Origin of the sequence: Flavobacterium sp. (genome assembly GCF_052437795.1) — a bacterium.
In the GTDB taxonomy this organism is placed as follows: Bacteria; Bacteroidota; Bacteroidia; order Flavobacteriales; family Flavobacteriaceae; genus Flavobacterium.
Genome location: NZ_JBQVPA010000001.1, coordinates 57,188 through 77,617 on the forward strand (window position 1 = coordinate 57,188; position 20,430 = coordinate 77,617).

A 20,430-nucleotide genomic window follows, 5' to 3' on the forward strand; every position below is an offset into this window, starting at 1 on the left:
CCATGTTTAAGAAACTAGACAACATCGACACCGCATTCCGGCATGTAAGAACCTTTACTCTGGTGGTAGTGCTGGCCAGTGCCCTGATAAGCGGATTTGCGCTGTACAAGAGCTTTACTACGGTCAACCGTATGCAGGACAAGATCTATGTGCTTGCCAACGGCAAGGCCATTGAGGCTTATGCATCCGACCGCAGGGATAACATCCAGGTTGAGGGAAGGGACCATGTGAGGAACTTCCATCATTATTTCTTTACGCTCGACCCCGATGATAAGGTAATCCGCCAAAATATTACCAAAGCGCTATACCTCGCCGACAATTCTGCAAAAGGCGTGTATGATGACCTAAAAGAAAACGGCTATTACGCAGGTATCATCTCCGGCAATATCAGCCAAGCGATCACGATTGACAGTATCCAGGTGGATATAGGGAGTTACCCTTATCGCTTCCGCTGCCAGGCCACTCAACAGATCATCCGGCCGACAAGTGTCGTTACAAGAAGCTTAATCACTGAAGGGAGCCTCAGGAATGTTTCACGAAGCGATAACAATCCCCACGGATTCCTGATTGAGCGCTGGCGCACCATTGATAACCGTGACTTAAGCACCGAAAACAGGAACTGATATGGAAAAGAAAAAGACAACGCCGCCACCGGTTCTTGACAGCTACCTTCAACTCATATACCTGAAGGCAAAAGCCATGTGGGCTGAATGGATGGACAGGAACTCAGCCCGGCTGGGCGCAGGGAAAACAAAAATTCTCTTTATTGTTTTAACCGCCCTTTTTGGAACCTTATGCTTATTGTTAATCTTCTCGGGCGGGCAGCTATTCTATACCAAGCCAAACTTACGTCCGGATATTATCCAAACGATAAGGGCGCCCTCAGCAGCGATTACTACAGCATCTCCCTCCGATACCCTGTTGTCGAAGCAAATAAGGGCATTCCATAGCTATATGGATACTCTTTCGGTGACCGAAAGCGGAAGGAGAACAAGGGACAGCATTCTGGAAGCAAGGCCCGGCCTCATGGACAGCATCAGGATTTTAGAATCAATGTATAATTATAATAAAGATGAATAGTATGAAAATTAATTCACCAAAACAGAAGGGACGTGGCAGGAAATTTCTGCTGTTGCTTCCGCTCTTTATTTTACCATTCGTAACGCTGCTGTTCTATGCTATGGGTGGCGGCAGCGCCAGCCCATCCGGGGCTGTGAATAAAAAAGGGTTTAACCTAAAGTTGCCTTCTGCCCAATTCAAGGAAGATAAGGCGATGGATAAGCTTAACTATTACGACCAGGCGGCAATCGACTCCACCAAACTGGATGAACTTCGCAAGAAAGACCCAAATTACAGGTTTGCAGCCGTAGATTCTTCCAATACAGGTAAAGTTGCAGGCAACGGTTTAAGGATGGACAATTACCAGAGCCCGCAAGAAGAAAAAGTGTATGAGAAGCTTGCGGCATTACAGCGGACAATCAGCCAGCCTGCCCCATCTCCGGCGTCATCCTCAAGTGGCACCGTCAATGCACCGGCGCCTGCCCCTTCTAGTTATGAGGCAGAGCTTAAGCAGATGCTGCAGTCCATGGACAGCCCTTCCCAGCCGGACCCCGAAATGGAGCAAATCAGCGGGATGCTTGAAAACATCCTGAATTTGCAGTATCCGGAACGCATGGAGCAAAAGCTGAAAGAAGCATCAGCAAGGAACAGGGGCCGCATTTATGGTGTTGCCTTGCAGCAGGAAGAGGAAGTCATCGGATCGATCAGCAATCCGGAAAATTCAGGTACAGACCTATTTGGAATCAATGTCCGTCGCAATGGCTTCTACGGTCTGGATACACCGGCAGCCGCTTCACAGGACAATGCGGTACAGGCAGTAGTTGCGGAAAACCAAACAGTGGTCAATGGTTCAACCGTAAAGATGACCCTTGCCCAGGATATTTATATAAATGGAAGCAAGATCCCTAAAAACACTTATGTATATGGAACTGCTTCCCTGAAGGGTGAGCGATTAGCAATCGAGATCACTACCATCAGGCACGGCAATTCAATCTATCCCGTTGAACTTTCTGTATTTGACCTGGATGGTTTGGGCGGAATTTATATACCGGGAGCTATCAACAGGGACGTTGCCAAAGCTTCGGCTGACCGCTTGATGCAGACGCTGGGAGTGACCACCCTTAGCGATTCTTGGGGAGCCCAGGCGGCAGGTGCCGGAATTGAAGCGGCTAAAGGCCTGTTCAGCAAAAAGGTCAAGCTTGTAAAGGTTAACCTCAAAGCAGGGTATGCAATCTTACTTAAAGACGAAAAACAAAAAGACAACTAAATATAACTATTATGAAAATGCTACAATCAATTATTATAATGCTGCTGGGTCTGTCATGGCCAGTAGCAGCACAGGATAGGAGTTACGACCTGCCGGTTACCAGCTCGCTGGCCATTTCCGATGTGCATACAACAAGTTTGCTGTTTCCTTATCCCATTATAAGCGTGGACCGCGGAAGCCAGGATATTTTGGCACAAAAGCCAAAGGGAGTTGAGAACATCCTCCAGATCAAAGCGGCACAGCAGGATTTTACGGCATCAAACCTAACGGTTGTAACGAGTGATGGTAAACTCTACAACTTCCTGATCGGTTATGAACCGGAACCTTTCTCTTATGCCTATGATTTTTCAGCAGCAAAAGCAAAAGGCAGTGCTATTACTACCGATTACAATAGTGAACAGATCAATGCCCTGGCTTCGATGGCCTATCATGACAGAAGCCGTATTTCAATTTCTGAAGAAGCGTATGATATTACGCTCTCAGTAACAGGCATCTTCATAGCAGAAGATTATATCTTCTATAGGATAACGCTTGAAAACGAGACGGCTATCAGCTATGATATCGATCAACTACGATTTTTTGTCAGGGACCAAAAAAGAAGCCGTCGTACAGCTTCGCAGGAAGTGGAGTTAACACCTATCTCCATTTGGCAATCCGTCCTAAAAGTACCCGCCCAAAGCCTAAAAAGCTTCGTAGTAGTGCTTCCAAAGTTCACTATTCCCAATAAGAAGAACCTGTACCTGCAACTGACCGAGCGCTCAGGCGGGAGGCACCTGCAGATGAAAATCAGGAACACAAAGGCCGGCAGGGTAATACAACTGCCGACTATCAAGCAATAACTAAAAACCAGAAATCATGAACGAGAAAAATTTTGATTACCTGAAAGACCAGGTGAAATACACAGGATTTGGAGAAGCCCTTGAAGGCGATCTAAGACAAAATATTGAACAGCAACAACCAACCTTCAGCCTGAAGCATGATACTTTCTACGGCGATGACAGGGTGTCAGCGGAACTGAACTTCAAAAAGTCAGAGCAGACAGACATGTATTTTTTTAACTCCTATAATGTCAGTTTGCAGAAGGAAGGCAGGCCGGAAACCCTTGACCAAACATTTTATATCAACAGGGGCAATAACATAACGCTGAAGGAAGCGTACAACCTGATGGAAGGGCGTGCTGTCAACAAGGACCTGACTTCAAAGGAGGGTGAAGTCTATAATTCTTGGTTGCAGCTCGACTTCAAAGATGCCGATGCCAATGGCAGCTTCAAGATTAACCACTATCACGAAAATTATGGTTATGATCTGGAGGCAACTTTAGCCAAGCATCCTATTAAGGAACTTCAGAATGAGTCGCATAAGGAGGACCTGATGAACTCGCTGAAAAAAGGCAACCTCCAGTCCGCTACTTTTATAAAGGACGGCCAGGAAGTCAAGCAATATATTGAGGCAAATCCCCAGTTTAAAACGCTGACTGTTTATGATGCCCAGCAAAAGAGGATCGATACCAGGCAAAGTAATGTCCAGCAGCAGTCCCAGCAGGAAGGCAAAGGGCAAAAGGAGTCACAGAAAGCGAAAGCCGGAGATAGTGACGAAGAGGCTCCGGGTGAGGAAAAGCAGAAAAAGCAGCGCCGTAAATCCAGAAGCGTCTAGCCATGGATATGCTTGAGCCCCTTACCGCGTTTTTCGAGAGGACGCGAAACGACCAGCGTATCAGCAATACGCACATCGGCATATTCGCAGCGTTATTGCAGTACAGGCTGGAAAGGGGCTTTTGTAACCCGATCGATACAAACAGCTTCGAGATTATGGCCATTGCAAAGATCTCTGCGCTCAAGACGTATTACCGCTGCATAAAGGATATGAGTGACTATGGCTATCTCCGCTATGTACCGTCGAAGAAAAAAAACAGGGCCAGCAAAATCTATTTTTCGGACTGACTTATCACTTTAAAATTCAAAGCTATGGAAGAGGGTGTAACAAAGGAGGACCTGCGCCAGTTTGGAATGCTGCTAATCGGCACGATCCGAAAGATGCTGCAGGCTGGAAGCGATAATGAGAAGGATGCCGTGCATCCGGAGTGGCTTAAGAGCCGTGTGGTGCGTAAGCTTCTTGACATCTCTCCCGGCTCGTTACAGAACCTGAGGATTACCGGGAAGATCCGGTTCAAAAAAGTATTAGGGTCGTATTATTACAACCGGGCTGACTTGATGCAACTATTTAACGATGATCAAAGTTCGAATGCAACCAAATGAAATTACAGATTTTTTTAGGAAACTTGAGCAGGACAGCAGGCTTAACGTATGGCATCTCGCCATACTTATAGCCGTTGCTGTCCTTGCGCTGAACCAGGGCCGTTACCGTAGGATTAAAGTCAGCAGGAGTAAAATGATGGCGAAGTCTCATATCAACACCGTGCCCACTTATCATAAGTACTTTAAAGATTTACAGGATATGGGTTATATCTCTTACAGGCCATCATATCATCCTGGAGTGCGAAGTGAATTAGACCTTCTAAAGCAGCCGTAGCAATCGGCTGCTTTTCACTTAACGTTTACCATCTGGCGGTGCGCGAAAGACTGTAACAGTATCGTGGCACTATTAGATATAAAGCAGACTGGTTGTTGAACAACAGTAAATGATGGCTATAGTTAGACTCCTTTCCTCACCCGTTACACTTCAAACCTGACCAATTCCTAGCAAAGGAATCGAAAAATTATTTTATGTCTACAGCAAAATAATCCATAATATTCCTCTCGTCCTTATAAATGTTATCTAACATTTCAAAACAGTAATCTCGTATGTTGACTTTCTGGAGTTCAGTCAGAGTATTAGAAATTATATTGTTTGAATTCCCTGGATCTACAAACCTTAAAGTTGTAATGTTATTACCAATATAGTTGATTACTTCAAGTAGGCATTTGTCAATACCAACTGGCATTTTAGTACTATTAAAAGCTTTATGAACTAAATATTCCAGATGCATTGATTTGATGCTTATCCGATTTTCAATTTTCCATACCTTTAATAATTTGATTATTTTTTTTTGTTTGATTGTAAACTTGAATGCGGCTAATTGCTTTTTAGGATTTGTCTTTTTATAAGTCGGCGTGCCAAAAAAACTGCTGTTGCCAACAAATAAATAAGTGTCCCCACTCCCATTATTTACTTGTCTAAGAGGCACCACGTCAATCCTATGGTCTTTATCGGCAACCTTAAAAGATAATCCTACGGAATGCTTTTGTGATCTTACAGATGTAAGTGACCTATCTTCAAATTCCTCAGCACAAAAATCATTTACCATGTCATAAACGTTTGCAATTGTGCCAGAATTCTGCTTAAAAGCAACCTGAACATCTATATCTGATCCTTCTATTGAAAGTCCCTTTACAGCTGACCCGTGCAAACTGGGATATTCAACAAGCTGCGTACGAAATCTTTTATGTAGCTGCTCACGCAACTTATTAGCTTTCTTTAACGTATCTTTAGAAGATACATCTTCACAGGCCCTAAGCTTATGATTCAAATATCCCGAAAGACCGGCAGTCTTCTGTAAAACGGCAGTCATTTTTATATCTCGAAATACCCCGAATGAAAATCCTGTAGCACCACCAACTGCAGCACCTTTTGCAAAGGCTTCAAAAAACTTGCTCCAATCAAACTCCTCGTTTGAATCTATTTGATTTATTGCATAAAGTAAGGCATTTCCAGTTCCAAATAGTAATGCTCCGCCTGTTCCGTATTTTATGGATTTATTCATAGTCATTATTCATCTTGTTTTAAAGTTTCCACAAAGCTTAATGTTGTAAGGATATTGTGATATAGGGTGAATTTTGAATTTGCGAAATTTAGCCTCGGATTTCTGTCAAGCTGTTTCGAAGTATATGCAACGAAATAAGTATCCTCATCAGTAACGCTATTTATAAACTCATTTATATCTTGTTGTGTTAAACTATCATCACAATTATTAAAAATAACTAAATCGTGTTCCGGCATATTTTGAAAAGTTTTATTTATCCTAAATGTCAAATTTTTAAACTTGAAATTTGACATCATCCTTTTAATCTCTTCTTGGGCATCTTCATTTTCACTGATTACAAGCAGCTTTTTATTATTTTTTAAATTCTTCTCAAACTCCTGATTGTTAATTAATTTTATGATTTCTTCTCTCTTGTGCTCTACGATTGTTTCAATTTTTTCGTTGATTAAGTTTTTCATTTTCTTATTAAATCCCCAAAACATCATATATACAGTATATAAAGTGGCAGGAAGTCCGATACCCAATATCAGTGCTAGCAAATTTCTGACAGTTTCATAATCGGAATCAAACTCTTTTTTTAAATCTTCTTTAGCTGCTTGTACTTCTATTTTCGAAACATTATCTATGTTCTCTTTGTAATTTTCAAGATTACTTAATCTTTTTTCAATATCAGTTGAAGTTGTACTTGTCTGATTTTGAGATATCAAATAATTACTCTGTAAAAGGAACATGCAAACCAAGACATAAGCTCTAAATTTTTTCATATCGACACAATTTATTTTTAAACATAACATAAAATCCTAACTCGACCAATTTATTTTGATAGCCTACAATTAGAAGCAAGGGATTTTTAATCGCAACATTCTTATGGTTACTTATGGCAACCATAGCATTGTAATCAGTCGAACTGGGAATAGGGGAGTTCTGCGGATGTGTATGCCACTCTCCCACATAATATTTCTTCGGCTCTCCCTTAAAAAACCTCCGTAATCTCTCATTGACCCCTATAGTATCTCTTTCAAATAAGTAGGGTGTTGCCTTATACTTTTTAGGTAGGATTATATCAGTAATGTTTAGCTGCTTGCTGTCTTCTGAATAAAATCCGATTAGGAATCCACCGAACTCATTCGGACAATGCTGAATACCAACATCAATAATTTCCTTCAAGAGCAGATCACTAATCTCTAATGTCAACCCTGTACTTTCATTTTTGTATATCAAAACTCAACTAATTTTGCATGAAATCCATTCGTTTCATCTGTTTCTATCACAAAATTTCTTAACTGTGTTCCCTGTCTTAACTTGACATTAATATGTTTCAACGCATATTGTACTAAAACGGAGATATCATTATAGGAAGCCTTAAATGTCGGGCTCCAGCATCCTGTCGGATTGTAAACATCCTGAATGTCATTTTGCAGTACATTTTCAAATTGATTCATTACCCAAGTATAGTGATTGGGCTCTGCGCCACACACTAATGCCTGTGCATTATTTGTAATTGATAAAGTCATTAATTGGTTGTGCGATACCTGGCCTAAAATATGCATTAAGTCGTTGTCGGTAGAACAATCCAAAATTAGATCATATCCGCTCAGCGCATTCTGCAAGCTTTTTAAATCTCGGGCACTGTTGAAAATTTTGGTATGTAAATGAAAAAATTGACTATCCATAGCCCGCACTTCTACAAATGGCGAAATTGATGTGAGTATTTCTTTAAGCTCGTCCACTTTATTAGTGATTCCATTAGAGAAAGCATATTCCGATCTACACACATTTTCTGGCTCTTTAACATCAAAATCAAGTAAGTCAATATTTTGGCACCCACCTCGTACTAAAGTCGTTGCAACCATGCTGCCTATCGCGCCAGTTCCGATTATCAAAGTCTTAGCATCACTTATTTTACTTGTGAATTTTCCTCTTCCAAAAAAATATTTATAAGAGCTGTTTCTTGTCATCATCCAGTCAATTTTCTGGTCAATGAAGAAACCTTCCCATTTCTGATTTACCTTTTCGTGTCCTATCGGAAATTTACCAAATTCCAGCATTGTAGCTTGCCAATGTATTTCATCTTCAGAAATTTTATATCCAATTATTAATGGAATCGGTACTCCGTTCGATTTTTGATTATTTCGCTGCAATCCATGCAGGAAGACAAAGAATTCCGTGGGAACTTTATCTTCCAGGTCGCTCCAGTTGCTTATGATAAAACGGCTTTGAACTACTGGAGGCTGTTCAACATATATGTATAAGCCAAATCCAATACTAGCTGGAGGCAAATGAGTATAAGTAGAACTCCACTTTGCACCTGCTATTACTTTGTTGTGCTTGTTCTTGAAATTCAAGATGATACGGTTGTTTATTTTTGTATCGTAAAATATCCCTGAATGAATTTGAGTAAAGTCAAAAAATCCAAAGTCACCAGCTCGGAATGTATGCTCAATATCAGTAAAAATAAATGAGTGATGCTCCTCTTTAAATTTTACCGGCTGCATGATGATATGCTCATAATGGTCATCCTGCTCCTTATTCACAAAATATCGCTGAATCCATCTCTTTAATGAGGCAAAGTCTATTTCCAGTTTCTTTTTTACGTCAAAGCTATGTGAAGTGTGAATGCAGATTGACCCGTCGCCCATCACATGCCCATATTCTATTAATTCTTCATTATAAAAAGTAATAGCTTCCGCGTTTAATCTTTTAAGAGGATATTCAGGAAGAACTTTTACAGTAAAGCTCAAAGTATCTCCATTTTCATTATAAATCACCTTGACCTTTCCAACTGCATTTAAATCCTGGTCAACAACAAAAGGCTCTTCAATAAGAACCTTTTCGAGATCGCTGATAATGCGTTGAACTTTACTTAGCCTGTCTTCCATAATTATCCGAAACGTTCAGTTTTAGGTGGGGCAGAATAAAACCCGTTGCCTTTATTGTCATACTTATTCTCATGTTCTTCTTCCTCAACAAACTTTTGGTTTTCTGGAAAATAAGTTTTAATATTCTCATCATTATCCTCAATACGGTCTAAAATCAGTTTCATATCGGCAGACAGATTCTGCCTGTCGTATGAAGTTAAAGTATCTATAAGGTCGTTATTAGTGTTCCCCGGGTCTTTTAATGTAAATGCCTCTTTGGTTACTTCATCACGGATATATTCCAAAACACTTTCCAGCTTATCCCATAAATTCCCTGATATAACTTTGCTGTCAAAAGCCTTAATTGTAATCAATTCCAGGAAAAAGGACTTTGCCGGCGAGCTTAGTTTTGTGTTCTTCCAGACCTTTAGCAGACGGATAATCTTCCTGATGGAATCCTTTTCCTTCTCGGCCCTATTTTTAATATTATTTATCTGGGCCTTTACATTGGTTTTGATGCGCTCACTTCCGGCGTCAATAGTTCCGTATTTATTGTAAACATAAAGATTCAGGTCTTCAGTTTCATCATATTTATCCTGATTCAATTCCCTGCCTGGCACAACGTCGATTTTCACAATATCGCCATCGTCATCAGCATTGAACTCAATGCCGATGGAAACTTTTTGTTTTCGTACTTCTGCTACATCCTTGTATTTTTCATACAGAAAATCATATACGTCCTCATACATTTCCTTTAAGGTACCGTTAGAGCCAAAAGCATTCCTTTTAAAAGGAGCAACCATATCGAAATCAAATTTCAGATTCATTGCCGTGTTTTTGGCATAAGAACCTGAGTTGAATGGACTGTACATCTTGTCACCATAATTCTTCTGTAAAGCTTCTTTCACTTCTGTGTTCTTTTCTTTGTGCTTACTTAATAGCGATTCCTCTTTTGATATTTGGTGAGTTTTTATCACCGAATCTAAATGCGTAGTTTTATTCATAATAAGTTATTTAATTGCTTTCATTGATATTAAATTATCTAAATTGTCTTTTGTTGTGGCATTTGCATCACTTCTTAAGAATTCTTTACCGCTTCTTGTGACATACGTAACCTTTGATTTAATACCCCATCCAGGATATCCCCAGACAATCGTTCGGATGATGTTACCGTTTTTCAATAAAGTTATTGCCCTGCTTTCTGACGTTTTCTCTCCCATTGTCCATGTATCACCATCATTTACAGGATGCAACATTACATGTGTAATATTATCACTAGAATCTTTCCATACACCTGATATTACATAATTTGCTGACTTGCTCATTCTTTTATTTTTGAAGTTAATCACCTTGTATACATTGTAATGCTATAAAAATTTAATAAATTGCCACTGCTATGGAAATTTTTTTAAAAATTTAAGCATTACTATATAAATGGAGCCTAATAATAGAAATATTGCATCCTTTGATGAGATTTGCCGGGCAATTCAGGACGTGTACACTCCTGGATTCTACACCGACTTATTCAAGCATGCTGTGGTGAGGCTTTGGACAGTTTTTAAAATTAAGTACAATCCTGAAAAAGGTTTCAGGGGCATTATGGTGGAGGATATGATAAATGATACTATGGAAGCTTTCTTAAAAGAAGGAGGCCGTCAATGGTATATCGAGAAACACCCTGATTTCCGAAAGCAAGTGATCAGTGCGTTAGACAGTGTGATTTCTAATACATTAAGTGCCGAACTTGAAAAAGTAAAGGATACGTTTGAGATTTTAGATAATGATTCCGAGATGTCTTTTGACGACTCCGACTATCAGTCTTTGTTATCAGTGTGTCATGACGAATTGACTTCAATGGGTGCTACAGACGAAGAGTTGTTGCTATTCGAGCCTTATATAATTAATGGTATGAAGCGAAAGGACTTATCTGAGTTGCTCGGCATCAGCAATGAAGAACTAACAAATATTAAAAAGCGCTTAGATCGCAAACTACCTTTTATCAAGGAAAAATTGAAAGTTTTGAATTATGAAAAATAACTTCATAAAAAAAATAGACGAAGCTATTATCTCGCAATTGATTGAGGGAGATTCTGGTACGTACGATGAAATTCTTATGCAGCAAGGTCATAATATCAATGATATTGAAAATTACGCTCAAAAGAACTTCAAGAAGCATTCGTTTTTGCTTAAGGGAATAATTAATAAGAAGAAAGATTCAATCTTATTAGAAAAAGCATCAGTTATGCTGCAGAATGCAATTGAAAAAAATATTGATAGACCAATCAGCTATCTAAAAGGTCTAATTGCAAATAATCAATTTCAGGTTCAATATCGAAATCTTGAAAATCTTGGGATTGATGAAATCAAGGAAATTATCAAAGATCAAAATTTATTAGAGTTATTAGAGCAATTGGAAAATGATCAAAAATAAAAAAGGTTCTAATAAAGCTAAAGCATTACTTGAGGAAATAGGTTTTGATGAAATTACCGATATACCAATGGACATATTTGTTGCTGGACTTGGAGCAACATTAATAGAAGAATCTCTTCCTAATTCTGATGGTAAAATTATTAGGGGAAATACCAAAACTTTAATAAAAGTAAATTTGGATATTCAATTCGAGGAAAGACGCCGCTTCACAATTGCTCACGAGGTCGGCCATTATCTTTTGCATAGTAAGCTTGACCTCGAGGTACATAACGAAACTTCTAACTCATTAAACTGGTTCAATTCTGCCGAACAGCAAGCCAAGAAAGGAATTCAAGAATGGGAAGCAAATGATTTTGCAGCGGAATTACTAATGCCCGAAGCATTAATTAGAAAAGAAATTTTCAAAAAAAAATTTTCTCCGGATTTGGTTAAGCATTTATCCGCACGTTTCAAAACAAGTCTGACATCAATTATATATAGACTAGTTGCATTAGATATTTATCCTTTATTCGTTGTATTTATCAGCGGGGGAATGGTTAGGTATTGGAGTAAATCGAACAATTTTTGGGTAAGGGTACAAAATATAACAAAACTTCCACCGCCACAAAACTCAGTAGCTGAAGAATACGTTGAAGCGGGCTATGAATATCTTTACACAGGTAAAGATAAAGCTCAGACAATAGATAAATCAACTTGGTTCGAATTGAAAGATGACGAAGACGACAGCGATTTTTTTGAATATTGCATTCCAACAAAACAATATCAAACTATAATTTCAGTGGTATGGGAAGAATAAGCAGCTTGACTTTTGTAATAATTCAAATAATTCCTTATTCAACCTTCCGACCATAAGCCATAGTTTACCGGTAAGGCTATTTCAAATATGTGGCAAAATCATGGCAGATTGATCCAAGGTTGTACGAAAGCCAGAAATAGAGCGGCTTCCCAAATTATAGTTCGACTCTGTTCCCCTCCCACATCGCCGATATTATTTTTATGGTTTAACTAAAAGAAAACCCGCAATTGCGGGTTATTATTTATGCTATTCTTTCTGCTCTAAAACCTACTGCGTTGACAGCGGCAATTATTTTGTCCTGCTCCGCTACTTCAGCAGAGACCGACAGTATCTTATCGGGATTGTCGGTATCAACACTCCAGCAATTTTCACCCGCCTGTTCATTTAGCTTCGGCGTGACTTTGGCCAGGCAACCCCCGCAGTTAATGTTTGTTTTAAATTTTAGTGTTTCCATATATATATAAAATTTTAGTGTTAAAACGTTATTTAATATTGTCCATTCTTCGCATAGTGATTATAATGTTCGTTTGGCATTGGCTACGAAAGTGAGTATCGTGGTTGCATGGCTCCAACCCCTTATAATTATAGCTTTGCTTTCATGAGCCGAAGGCTGTTGAGCACAACTGAAACAGAACTGCATGCCATTGCTGCACCGGCAATCATGGGGTCCAGTAGGAAACCATTAAACCAGTATAAGGCGCCTGCGGCTAAAGGGATGCCTATAATATTGTAGATGAATGCCCAGAATAAATTTTGCCTGATGGTAATTACTGTTTTACGCGAAAGGTCTATTGCTTTAGGAATACTGTTAAGGTCTGACGTTATCAGGGTCATTTTTGCTACATCCATGGCAATGTCTGATCCGGTACCCATTGCTATGCTGACATCGGCCTGCGCGAGCGCCTGGCTGTCATTAATGCCATCTCCTACCATAGCCACTTTTTTTCCCCGCAATTGGAGCTCCCTGACAAAAGCTGCTTTGTCAGCTGGCATCACTTCTGCACGATAGTTTTTTATCTGTACCAAATCCGCGACTGCTTTGGCCGTCTGCTGGTTATCACCTGTCAGCATGTAAACTTCTATATTCGATGCCTGAAGCCGTGCAATTGCATAGGCAGATGTTTTTTTCACGGCATCTTCAATGGCGAGGGCGGCCAGTACCTGGTGCACGTTAAAAAAATAAATCACTGTCCGAGCCTGATTTTGCCACAGCTGTACATCCTCAAGGAGTTCTTCCTCTAAAGTAATGTTTAGCTCACTTAGAAGCTTTTTGCTGCCGATATAATATCTATTACCCTGAACTTCGGCCATCACGCCCTTTCCTGTGAGACTTTCAAATTGGGATATAACAGGCATTGACAAAGTATGATTCTCCATAAACTTCACCACAGCTCCTGCAAGGGGATGTTCCGACCGTGCTTCGATCGCTTTAATAATACCCCTGTTAATCGCGTTATCGTGAGTTTTAGATATCCATTTCATGGCAGTTACGGCAGGCTTTCCGGTTGTAATGGTTCCTGTCTTGTCCAGTATAACGGCATTCACTTTATGTAGTGTTTCGAGGCTTTCCGCATCCCTGACCAGGATGTTGTTTTCCGCCCCTTTACCCACCGCGACCATAATGGCTGTGGGAGTGGCAAGACCCAACGCACAGGGGCACGCAATTACTAAAACCGTTACTGCGGCCTGTAAAGCATGATTAAAGGCGTTTTCATGGCTCAGGAGCATCCATGCAAAGAATGTTACTATGGCAACTCCAATAACTACAGGTACAAAGATGCCAGCTATCTTATCAACCGTTTTCTGGACCGGGGCCTTGCTTCCTTGTGCCTGCTGGACCATTTTAATAATCTGGGCGAGTATAGTATCACTACCAACCTTTTCAGCCCTAAAAATAAAACTCCCTTTCTGATTGATTGTGCCGGCGTACACCTTGTCTCCTGGTGCTTTTGATACAGGAACCGGCTCGCCGGTGATCATACTTTCGTCAATGTAGGATTCTCCCTCTGTAATCTCGCCATCCACTGCTATCTTTTCACCGGGCTTTACAACAATGTCCTGTCCTGCGGAAACCTGTGCTATTGGTATTTCAACTTCCTGGCCATCAATTAGTATCTTAATTGTCTTGGGTTGCAAGCCAATAAGTTTTTTTATAGCAGATGATGTCTTTGATTTTGCTTTTTCTTCAAGGAGCTTGCCTAAGGAAATAAAAGCAATCACGACAGCGGCCGCCTCAAAGTATACATGGGCATGCAGCCCATTACGATGCCAGTATTCAGGGTAAATAGTATTAAACGCGCTATATGTAAAAGCGATGCCTGTACTTAATGCCACAAGTGTGTCCATATTGGCTTTCCGGTGCTTCGCCAGACGGTATGCGGTTATAAAAAAGGGGCTTCCAATATAAAAAACAACGGGTGCAGAAAAGAGCATCATTATCCAGTTGCCGTAAGGCATGTCCATAAAAAACATGCCTAAAATTACAACGGGAAATGAAAGAAGGCTGGCCAAGATAGTCCTTCTCTTTAATTTCTTATACTCGTTCCGCTGTGCATCTTCCTGCACCTGTTCGGGGTCTTCAGCATCAATAATGAGGTCGTAGCCAACAGCGCGCAGCAAATTCTGAAATTGCTCAGGCTTTGTGCCCTGCCTGTACTCAATCCAGGCCGATTGAGTAGCATAGTTTACCCCGGCGTTAATAACTTCGGGATTCTTTTTGAGGATATCCTCAACACTTACAGCACAGGCTGCGCAGCTCATGCCCAAAACCGCATAGGTATCCCTTAAGTTAGATGTGTTTGGCTGAATATTATTTTCCGTATCAATTATCATATCAAGAATATTATGGAGCAAAGTTATCATGCCGATAACTGCAATGCTTTCATAATTATTGATAAAAAGTATGGAATTATAGTACTAAAAGCTATCGAGGCAAACCCTGTGGTCTGCGCCGGTCTTTCTGAATGCCGTCGCCGTCAGACCAGTAATCTTACGGAATTGTGCCGAAAGGTGTTGGGGACTGCTATAGCCCAGCACATTTGCAATTTCTCCAAGGGTGAGATCATTATAAGTTAGCAGCTCCTTGGCCCGCTCAATGCGTTGTAATATTATGTACTTCTCGATTGTTACCCCCTCTGAGGCAGAAAACAATATGCTGGTTGCACTATAATCTGTCCCGGTTGCCGCACGTATCAGGCCGGAAAAGTTTTCTTTGATTTGTATACCCTTCTGATTATGGATGATCGAGATTATGCAATTTTTTACTTTTTCAACCAGTACTTCATTTGGTTTTGTAATTATGCTGAAACCGTAGCCGCTTAGCTTTTGGTCCAGTGCCTGCAGCTGTGCGGCGGATAATTCCTGTTTTAAGTTTATTGCACCAAGGGCTACGCCTGCATAATCAAGCTGCAGCGTCTCCAGTAGTTTCTCTACCGTAATGATGCAGCGCGGACAGACCATATTTTTAATGTGTAATTCCATATCAGATATACAGATGCTCAAAGGTGTCAGAGCTTATGCTTTATATTGCTTTTTATCTTCCCTGAGAGCCTTGTAGTAGGACGGGGTCAACCCCGTTACTTTTTTAAATTGGCTGCTTAGATGGGCTATACTGCTATAGCCCAATTTGCGGGCTATGTCACTAAGACTTAAATCAGTGTAGACTATATTTTCCTTCACCCTCTCAATTTTTTGGGAAATATAGTATTGCTCAATAGTACTATCTTCAAAATAAGAAAATAAGCTGCTGATGGCACTGTAGTCCTGATGCATAGTTGAGGACAGGTATTGAGATATACTGATGCTATGGTCAAACTCCCTGGCATCTAACAGCTCGTTTATCTGTTGCTTTATCTTTTCTACAAGCTTCGTCTTTTTATCATCATAGAGTTCAAACCCAAGGGACTGAAGTGCAACGGCCAGTTTCTCCATTTCTTTTTCCGGCACGCCGGCCACTGTCTCCACTTCTCCCAAAGCTATCGACATGGTACCAATCTTCAGCCTGTCCATTTCACTTTTTACCAGCATGATGCAACGCGAACAAACCATGTTCTTAATATAAATCTTCATGAATCAATAAGATTATCAGTGATTAAAGCAACTTCAAATATTGAAGCTACAATTTGCAAAGGTCATAAAACCAATATGAAAGGGCTTGCAGAATTATGGAAAAGAATTATAATTTTTTGGAATAATCGACAGGCTCTTAACCCCGTCAATCCCAAAATTATATACATTATATCCAAAATTCTATAAGCGGCGCTACATACCCCTTCACTATCTTTGCCCCGTAGAAGGCGCCCAGCAGATGTGGTCGCTATAAGAAATAACAACATTTTAACAAAGTGAGGAAGAGTGTATTGCATTTTTCTTTAATTTTGTAAATCAAATTCATGCGATTGAAGAAGTTTCATTTTATATTACTGATGACCCTGGGCCTGTTAATGAGCCCCGGTATTGCTTTTGCCTGTGGGCAAAAGGATAGAGGCCATCATAAAGAAGCTTCTGCAAAATCCTGTGGCAAAGAATGCTGCGAGAAAGAGAATAAGGAAACTGCGCCATGCGGCAAGGGCCATAAGGACTGCGACGGCAAATGCGGGCATTCCTCTTGCAACTGCCCGTCTTCTTCCGGCTTTGCATTCGCGATCTTCCCAACAGAGGAATATAAGCATGCATTTATAGAGTATTCTTACGAAAATGTCTTATTCGGATACACCGAAACATTTTTTAAATCTGCAATAGATTCCCTCCGGCTACCGCCAAAAATAAGCTAGACCCATTTTGTAACAGCCATAAGTGCGTCCTTTCGGGACAGCTGTTGTATTGCTTTGCATTTGCATACGCACCAGGCAAAGAATGCTGCACCCTATTGTCTATTATTTCAAAATCATATTAAGTCATGAGTTTACTTAGAAAGCTTGTGGTGCCAGCATTTGTATTGGCATCATTCCAATTGCATGCACAGATAAAAAATGCAGAAACTATAACGGCAAAGGTCTCCGGCAATTGCGGTATGTGTGAGGCCACCATCGAGAAAGCGGGTACTGTAAAAAAAGAATCCCAGGTAGAATGGGATAAGGATAAACAGGTTGCGACCATCACCTATGATCCCCAAAAAACCACTGCTGACCAGGTACTGAAACGTATTGCCCTTGCCGGCTACGATAATGAAAAGTTCCTCGCTCCCGAGGAGGCTTACAACAACCTTCATGGCTGCTGCCAGTACGAGCGTGTAGGCAGTGCCGCTGTTGAAGATAAAGCGGGCACTAATGGCGCCCATCCTATGGACGGTTCCGAACATGCAGGACATAATGCCAGTACAGCCGCTGATGCGCAGCCGACAGCTCTTGCTCCTGTAATGACAAATTATTTCAGGCTGCAACAGGCGCTTGTAAAATCGGATGCCAAGCAAGCAGCTTCCCTTGCCGGAGCGCTTGAGAAAACAATTGAAAGTGTGAATATGGCTTCCCTTCAGGCCGAAGAGCATACAGCCTGGATGAAAGCTAAAGAAAGACTTTCAAGCGATGCTGCGGGTATTGCCAGGTCACAGGACCTGAAGAAGCAGCGACAGCTTTTCTCAACATTATCAGAGAATCTATACCCGCTGGCCAAGGCGGCTGACCTGCCACAGCCAGTATACTATAACAATTGCCCAATGTTCAATGACGGCAAAGGCGCAAACTGGCTAAGTGAGGAAAAGGCGATCAAAAACCCGTATTACGGCTCACAGATGCTTACCTGCGGTAAAAACATTGAAACCATTGAATAAGATGAGACTAAATCTGGTACTGATCATGCTGATGAGCATGCTTTGCATCCCTGCTGCGGCGCAGCTAAGGACTGGTGTTTCACTTCCAAAGCTCACCCTTACATCCAGCGAGGGCCAGGCCATAGACCTTACGTCTTTTAAGGGCCAGGTTACCCTGATTGATTTTTGGGCATCGTGGTGCGGCCCCTGCAGGGTTGCCAATAAGAAATTGGTAAAGCTCTACAGCAAGTACAAAAAGCAGGGCTTTGAGATCGTGGGGGTTTCCCTTGATAAAGACAAGGCAAAATGGCGTGATGCCATAAAAAAAGATAAGATCGCGTATGTGCAGGTGAATGACCCTGCGGGCTTCGACGCCAAATCGGCTGTAACCTTCGGTGTTGAGAATATGCCAGCGAGCTATCTCTTCGATGCTTCAGGCACACTCATCGCCATAAATCCTTCAGAACAACAGATCATTAATGAAATCAATAAAGCTAAATAATATGAAAACTATATATCAAATGCTGCTGTTAACTTTTGCGGTATTTCTGCCTGCAGCTACCGTTTATGGGCAAATCCAAAAAGCGGAAATTGTGGCAACGGGCCTGACCTGTTCTATGTGCTCGAATGCCATTAACAAGCAGCTGAAGTCAATCGATGGGGTAGAAAAGGTAGAGACTGACCTTAACACCAATACGTTCACGGTCATTCTTAAGCCAGACAACACAATCACGCCGGCGACACTGAAGAACAGCGTGGAAAAGGCAGGATTCTTTGTAGGGTCGATGGTGATTACCCTCAGCCTGGACCAGGTTGTGCCAAAAGATAATGCCGCGGTAGAGGCGCAGGGCGCAACACTCGTGTTTGTCGATTCTAAGGAAAAAGTATTGAACGGGCAAACCAGGCTAAAGATACAGGACAAGGGCTATGTAACCCAAAAGGAATATAAGAAACTGCAGAAATCATACTCGAAATACCCAACTTATAGTGTTGAGAACGAAGGTGATTTTCATGTGAAGGTGATTTAAGAATGAGGAAGCTAACGATACTATGTTTGCTAATGGGAGGCTACTACGCCAGTGCCCAGGAATTGTTTGTGATGACCGAACCCGCCAGCAATGTGCCGGCAGGCTCCGTAAGTGCACGGATCGGGCAGTCCCTGATGAAGGAGCAATATGAATCAGGATATAACTACCACATGATGCCCGAGCTTACATGGGGTATTAATAAAAGCTGGATGGTAAGGGCCACAGCCTACATAAGCAACCGGAATACGGACCTTGTGGCTGAAGGTGGCGGGCTGTATGCCAAATACAGGTTCCTCTCAAGCGATGACCTGCAAAGCCATTTCAGGATGGCAGCCTTTGGGCGCTACAGCGTTAACAATGCCGATATCCACCAGGAAGAGATTGAGACTATGGGGCACAATACGGGTGTCGAAGCCGGCATCATTGCGACTAAGCTGATCAAAAAACTGGCAATCAGCTCCACTGTGAGCTACGAAAAGGCTTTTGATAACCGGCCCGATTATGATTTTCCTGCGGGACAGGCCAGTACTGCCATCAACTATTCGCTGTCGCTGGGCAGGCTCATGTACCCGAAGACCTATACCAGCTATAAGCAGACCAATATCAACCTGATGGTTGAATTGCTTGGGCAGACCCTGGCTGAGAACGGCAGGTCTTACATGGATGTTGTGCCTTCTGTCCAGTTCATCATAAACAGCCAGGCGAGGGTCGACCTGGCTTACAAGCAGGAATTGTACAGCTCGATGCTGCGCTCGGCCCCAAATGGAATTTACCTGAAACTGGAATATACATTTTTTAACGTGACAAACTAACAGCTTTGGACATATAATAAATTAATCATGAAAGCAATGAAACATACAATATACAGCCTGCTGGCAATATCGCTATTAACGATTTCCTGCGGCAAAAAAGAAAGTATTACCAGCGAAAGCGCTCCAGATGCGCAGCCAAACGAAATCAGCACTGCCCCTGAAGCTGCTGCTGCAGCACAAGACAGCACGGGAAGTGCGGATTCCCCGACAGCTGAAGCAAACACAGCCTCTTTTTCGACAAAAGGCGTCATAGGGGCCTACCTGAAGCTTCAGGACGCTTTGGCGCGTGATGACGCAAAGGGTGCTGCCGGCGCAGGAAAGACGCTACTTAATGAATTTAATAAGATTGACCCAAAAACGGTGGAGGATAAAAAGCGCGAGGATTACCTTGATATTATAGCAGATGCGAAAGAACATGCCGAACATATCAGCCACAATGCCTCGGACATCGCGCACCAACGGGAGCACATGGCAGTTCTGAGTAAGGATATGAGCGATTTAGTGACAGCCTTTGGATCAGAGACCAAACTGTACCAAGCCCATTGCCCTATGTACAACGGGGGTAAGGGAGCAGTCTGGCTCAGTGCAGGCAGGGACATCAGGAACCCTTATTACGGTGAAGAGATGCTTAGCTGCGGTTCGATAAAAAAAGAGTTTTAGCGTGGGTTGGCGG

General features: G+C 41.6%; 27 protein-coding genes. 17 read left to right on the top strand and 10 right to left on the bottom strand.

Annotated features, from left to right (window positions below; translation table 11 throughout):
- Positions 1-2: 2 nt before the first annotated feature.
- Genes traK through ACT6R0_RS00325 form a run of 8 tightly spaced genes read left to right on the top strand, consistent with a single transcriptional unit; the run spans position 3 to position 4,855 of the window.
- Positions 3-623, top strand: coding sequence for a conjugative transposon protein TraK (gene traK / locus ACT6R0_RS00290; RefSeq protein WP_444650243.1), 621 nt, complete (start codon positions 3-5; stop codon positions 621-623).
- A 1-nt stretch (position 624) separates the two neighbouring features.
- Positions 625-1,080 carry a hypothetical protein gene (locus tag ACT6R0_RS00295; RefSeq protein ID WP_444650244.1) on the top strand — a complete coding sequence of 152 codons (456 nt, stop codon included), beginning with the start codon at positions 625-627 and terminating at the stop codon, positions 1,078-1,080.
- A 1-nt stretch (position 1,081) separates the two neighbouring features.
- Positions 1,082-2,326, top strand: coding sequence for a conjugative transposon protein TraM (gene traM / locus ACT6R0_RS00300; RefSeq protein ID WP_444650246.1), 1,245 nt, complete (start codon positions 1,082-1,084; stop codon positions 2,324-2,326).
- Between the two features lie 11 nt (positions 2,327-2,337).
- Positions 2,338-3,165: a conjugative transposon protein TraN gene (traN, locus tag ACT6R0_RS00305; protein WP_444650248.1), complete on the top strand. Its 828-nt coding sequence runs from the start codon at positions 2,338-2,340 to the stop codon at positions 3,163-3,165.
- A gap of 16 nt (positions 3,166-3,181) precedes the next feature.
- Positions 3,182-3,979, top strand: a complete 798-nt coding sequence (locus tag ACT6R0_RS00310; RefSeq protein WP_444650250.1) for a hypothetical protein — start codon at positions 3,182-3,184, stop codon at positions 3,977-3,979.
- A gap of 2 nt (positions 3,980-3,981) precedes the next feature.
- Positions 3,982-4,266 carry a hypothetical protein gene (locus tag ACT6R0_RS00315; protein ID WP_444650251.1) on the top strand — a complete coding sequence of 95 codons (285 nt, stop codon included), beginning with the start codon at positions 3,982-3,984 and terminating at the stop codon, positions 4,264-4,266.
- A 24-nt stretch (positions 4,267-4,290) separates the two neighbouring features.
- Positions 4,291-4,581: a helix-turn-helix domain-containing protein gene (locus tag ACT6R0_RS00320; protein WP_444650253.1), complete on the top strand. Its 291-nt coding sequence runs from the start codon at positions 4,291-4,293 to the stop codon at positions 4,579-4,581.
- Complete coding sequence (locus tag ACT6R0_RS00325) at positions 4,568-4,855, top strand: hypothetical protein (protein WP_444650255.1); 288 nt, start codon at positions 4,568-4,570, stop codon at positions 4,853-4,855. The genes ACT6R0_RS00320 and ACT6R0_RS00325 overlap by 14 nt, the downstream gene beginning before the upstream one ends.
- Before the next feature lie 187 nt (positions 4,856-5,042).
- On the opposite strand, the gene ACT6R0_RS00330 is transcribed toward ACT6R0_RS00325, so the two are convergent.
- The 6 genes from ACT6R0_RS00330 to ACT6R0_RS00355 are packed head-to-tail and all read right to left on the bottom strand — an operon-like array spanning position 5,043 to position 10,269.
- On the bottom strand, positions 5,043-6,086 hold the full coding sequence (locus tag ACT6R0_RS00330) for a hypothetical protein (RefSeq protein WP_444658554.1): 1,044 nt from the start codon (positions 6,084-6,086) through the stop codon (positions 5,043-5,045).
- A gap of 5 nt (positions 6,087-6,091) precedes the next feature.
- Entirely contained in the window at positions 6,092-6,850 is a 759-nt protein-coding gene (locus tag ACT6R0_RS00335) for an NARF domain-containing protein (protein ID WP_444650258.1), read from the bottom strand.
- Complete coding sequence (locus ACT6R0_RS00340; protein WP_444650260.1) at positions 6,837-7,280, bottom strand: Mov34/MPN/PAD-1 family protein; 444 nt, start codon at positions 7,278-7,280, stop codon at positions 6,837-6,839. Before ACT6R0_RS00340 ends, ACT6R0_RS00335 begins: the two co-directional genes overlap by 14 nt.
- A gap of 23 nt (positions 7,281-7,303) precedes the next feature.
- Positions 7,304-8,965, bottom strand: coding sequence for a ThiF family adenylyltransferase (locus ACT6R0_RS00345; RefSeq protein ID WP_444650262.1), 1,662 nt, complete (start codon positions 8,963-8,965; stop codon positions 7,304-7,306).
- Positions 8,966-8,967: 2 nt separating this feature from the next.
- Positions 8,968-9,948 (bottom strand): nucleotidyltransferase, encoded by a 981-nt coding sequence (locus ACT6R0_RS00350; protein ID WP_444650264.1) that lies wholly within the window; start codon positions 9,946-9,948, stop codon positions 8,968-8,970.
- 6 nt (positions 9,949-9,954) lie between these two features.
- Positions 9,955-10,269, bottom strand: a complete 315-nt coding sequence (locus ACT6R0_RS00355; protein ID WP_444650266.1) for a DUF3892 domain-containing protein — start codon at positions 10,267-10,269, stop codon at positions 9,955-9,957.
- 109 nt (positions 10,270-10,378) lie between these two features.
- On the opposite strand from ACT6R0_RS00355, the gene ACT6R0_RS00360 reads away from it, so the two are divergent.
- From ACT6R0_RS00360 to ACT6R0_RS00370, 3 genes are read left to right on the top strand one after another with little or no spacing between them, the layout of a single operon-like run.
- Positions 10,379-10,981 carry a hypothetical protein gene (locus ACT6R0_RS00360; protein ID WP_444650268.1) on the top strand — a complete coding sequence of 201 codons (603 nt, stop codon included), beginning with the start codon at positions 10,379-10,381 and terminating at the stop codon, positions 10,979-10,981.
- Positions 10,971-11,375, top strand: a complete 405-nt coding sequence (locus tag ACT6R0_RS00365; RefSeq protein ID WP_444650269.1) for a hypothetical protein — start codon at positions 10,971-10,973, stop codon at positions 11,373-11,375. Before ACT6R0_RS00360 ends, ACT6R0_RS00365 begins: the two co-directional genes overlap by 11 nt.
- Positions 11,362-12,171, top strand: coding sequence for an ImmA/IrrE family metallo-endopeptidase (locus ACT6R0_RS00370; protein WP_444650271.1), 810 nt, complete (start codon positions 11,362-11,364; stop codon positions 12,169-12,171). Before ACT6R0_RS00365 ends, ACT6R0_RS00370 begins: the two co-directional genes overlap by 14 nt.
- A gap of 241 nt (positions 12,172-12,412) precedes the next feature.
- Here ACT6R0_RS00370 and ACT6R0_RS00375 read toward each other — a convergent pair whose 3' ends face one another.
- The 4 genes from ACT6R0_RS00375 to ACT6R0_RS00390 form a co-directional block, all read right to left on the bottom strand.
- Positions 12,413-12,625, bottom strand: coding sequence for a heavy-metal-associated domain-containing protein (locus ACT6R0_RS00375; RefSeq protein ID WP_099077048.1), 213 nt, complete (start codon positions 12,623-12,625; stop codon positions 12,413-12,415).
- Positions 12,626-12,753: 128 nt separating this feature from the next.
- Positions 12,754-15,003, bottom strand: a complete 2,250-nt coding sequence (locus ACT6R0_RS00380; RefSeq protein WP_099084957.1) for a heavy metal translocating P-type ATPase — start codon at positions 15,001-15,003, stop codon at positions 12,754-12,756.
- Positions 15,004-15,087: 84 nt separating this feature from the next.
- The gene (locus ACT6R0_RS00385) at positions 15,088-15,651 is read right to left on the bottom strand and encodes a helix-turn-helix domain-containing protein (protein ID WP_444650274.1); all 564 of its coding nucleotides are present in this window, start codon (positions 15,649-15,651) and stop codon (positions 15,088-15,090) included.
- Positions 15,652-15,684: 33 nt separating this feature from the next.
- Positions 15,685-16,239, bottom strand: coding sequence for a helix-turn-helix domain-containing protein (locus ACT6R0_RS00390; protein ID WP_444650276.1), 555 nt, complete (start codon positions 16,237-16,239; stop codon positions 15,685-15,687).
- Positions 16,240-16,562: 323 nt separating this feature from the next.
- Between ACT6R0_RS00390 and ACT6R0_RS00395 the strand changes: the two genes are divergently transcribed.
- From ACT6R0_RS00395 to ACT6R0_RS00420, 6 genes are all read left to right on the top strand, one after another.
- Positions 16,563-16,943 carry a hypothetical protein gene (locus tag ACT6R0_RS00395; protein WP_444667350.1) on the top strand — a complete coding sequence of 127 codons (381 nt, stop codon included), beginning with the start codon at positions 16,563-16,565 and terminating at the stop codon, positions 16,941-16,943.
- A 125-nt stretch (positions 16,944-17,068) separates the two neighbouring features.
- A complete protein-coding gene (locus tag ACT6R0_RS00400; RefSeq protein ID WP_444650280.1) occupies positions 17,069-17,938 on the top strand; it encodes a DUF3347 domain-containing protein in 870 nt (289 codons plus the stop codon).
- 1 nt (position 17,939) lies between these two features.
- Positions 17,940-18,419, top strand: a complete 480-nt coding sequence (locus ACT6R0_RS00405; RefSeq protein ID WP_444650282.1) for a TlpA family protein disulfide reductase — start codon at positions 17,940-17,942, stop codon at positions 18,417-18,419.
- Between the two features lies 1 nt (position 18,420).
- Positions 18,421-18,945 (top strand): heavy-metal-associated domain-containing protein, encoded by a 525-nt coding sequence (locus tag ACT6R0_RS00410; protein WP_444650284.1) that lies wholly within the window; start codon positions 18,421-18,423, stop codon positions 18,943-18,945.
- 32 nt (positions 18,946-18,977) lie between these two features.
- The gene (locus ACT6R0_RS00415; RefSeq protein WP_444650286.1) at positions 18,978-19,757 is read left to right on the top strand and encodes a hypothetical protein; all 780 of its coding nucleotides are present in this window, start codon (positions 18,978-18,980) and stop codon (positions 19,755-19,757) included.
- Positions 19,758-19,793: 36 nt separating this feature from the next.
- The gene (locus tag ACT6R0_RS00420; RefSeq protein ID WP_444650288.1) at positions 19,794-20,417 is read left to right on the top strand and encodes a DUF3347 domain-containing protein; all 624 of its coding nucleotides are present in this window, start codon (positions 19,794-19,796) and stop codon (positions 20,415-20,417) included.
- Positions 20,418-20,430: the final 13 nt, after the last annotated feature.

Excerpts from the sequence above, each read along its gene's own strand:
- traK (WP_444650243.1), top strand. The coding sequence starts at position 3 with ATGTTTAAGAAACTAGACAACATCGACACCGCATTCCGGCATGTAAGA.
- ACT6R0_RS00295 (WP_444650244.1), top strand. The coding sequence starts at position 625 with ATGGAAAAGAAAAAGACAACGCCGCCACCGGTTCTTGACAGCTACCTT.
- traM (WP_444650246.1), top strand. The coding sequence starts at position 1,082 with ATGAAAATTAATTCACCAAAACAGAAGGGACGTGGCAGGAAATTTCTG.
- traN (WP_444650248.1), top strand. The coding sequence starts at position 2,338 with ATGAAAATGCTACAATCAATTATTATAATGCTGCTGGGTCTGTCATGG.
- ACT6R0_RS00310 (WP_444650250.1), top strand. The coding sequence starts at position 3,182 with ATGAACGAGAAAAATTTTGATTACCTGAAAGACCAGGTGAAATACACA.
- ACT6R0_RS00315 (WP_444650251.1), top strand. The coding sequence starts at position 3,982 with ATGGATATGCTTGAGCCCCTTACCGCGTTTTTCGAGAGGACGCGAAAC.
- ACT6R0_RS00320 (WP_444650253.1), top strand. The coding sequence starts at position 4,291 with ATGGAAGAGGGTGTAACAAAGGAGGACCTGCGCCAGTTTGGAATGCTG.
- ACT6R0_RS00325 (WP_444650255.1), top strand. The coding sequence starts at position 4,568 with ATGCAACCAAATGAAATTACAGATTTTTTTAGGAAACTTGAGCAGGAC.
- ACT6R0_RS00330 (WP_444658554.1), bottom strand. The coding sequence starts at position 6,086 with ATGAATAAATCCATAAAATACGGAACAGGCGGAGCATTACTATTTGGA.
- ACT6R0_RS00335 (WP_444650258.1), bottom strand. The coding sequence starts at position 6,850 with ATGAAAAAATTTAGAGCTTATGTCTTGGTTTGCATGTTCCTTTTACAG.
- ACT6R0_RS00345 (WP_444650262.1), bottom strand. The coding sequence starts at position 8,965 with ATGGAAGACAGGCTAAGTAAAGTTCAACGCATTATCAGCGATCTCGAA.
- ACT6R0_RS00350 (WP_444650264.1), bottom strand. The coding sequence starts at position 9,948 with ATGAATAAAACTACGCATTTAGATTCGGTGATAAAAACTCACCAAATA.
- ACT6R0_RS00355 (WP_444650266.1), bottom strand. The coding sequence starts at position 10,269 with ATGAGCAAGTCAGCAAATTATGTAATATCAGGTGTATGGAAAGATTCT.
- ACT6R0_RS00360 (WP_444650268.1), top strand. The coding sequence starts at position 10,379 with ATGGAGCCTAATAATAGAAATATTGCATCCTTTGATGAGATTTGCCGG.
- ACT6R0_RS00365 (WP_444650269.1), top strand. The coding sequence starts at position 10,971 with ATGAAAAATAACTTCATAAAAAAAATAGACGAAGCTATTATCTCGCAA.
- ACT6R0_RS00370 (WP_444650271.1), top strand. The coding sequence starts at position 11,362 with ATGATCAAAAATAAAAAAGGTTCTAATAAAGCTAAAGCATTACTTGAG.
- ACT6R0_RS00375 (WP_099077048.1), bottom strand. The coding sequence starts at position 12,625 with ATGGAAACACTAAAATTTAAAACAAACATTAACTGCGGGGGTTGCCTG.
- ACT6R0_RS00380 (WP_099084957.1), bottom strand. The coding sequence starts at position 15,003 with ATGATAATTGATACGGAAAATAATATTCAGCCAAACACATCTAACTTA.
- ACT6R0_RS00385 (WP_444650274.1), bottom strand. The coding sequence starts at position 15,651 with ATGGAATTACACATTAAAAATATGGTCTGTCCGCGCTGCATCATTACG.
- ACT6R0_RS00390 (WP_444650276.1), bottom strand. The coding sequence starts at position 16,239 with ATGAAGATTTATATTAAGAACATGGTTTGTTCGCGTTGCATCATGCTG.
- ACT6R0_RS00395 (WP_444667350.1), top strand. The coding sequence starts at position 16,563 with ATGCGATTGAAGAAGTTTCATTTTATATTACTGATGACCCTGGGCCTG.
- ACT6R0_RS00400 (WP_444650280.1), top strand. The coding sequence starts at position 17,069 with ATGAGTTTACTTAGAAAGCTTGTGGTGCCAGCATTTGTATTGGCATCA.
- ACT6R0_RS00405 (WP_444650282.1), top strand. The coding sequence starts at position 17,940 with ATGAGACTAAATCTGGTACTGATCATGCTGATGAGCATGCTTTGCATC.
- ACT6R0_RS00410 (WP_444650284.1), top strand. The coding sequence starts at position 18,421 with ATGAAAACTATATATCAAATGCTGCTGTTAACTTTTGCGGTATTTCTG.
- ACT6R0_RS00415 (WP_444650286.1), top strand. The coding sequence starts at position 18,978 with ATGGGAGGCTACTACGCCAGTGCCCAGGAATTGTTTGTGATGACCGAA.
- ACT6R0_RS00420 (WP_444650288.1), top strand. The coding sequence starts at position 19,794 with ATGAAACATACAATATACAGCCTGCTGGCAATATCGCTATTAACGATT.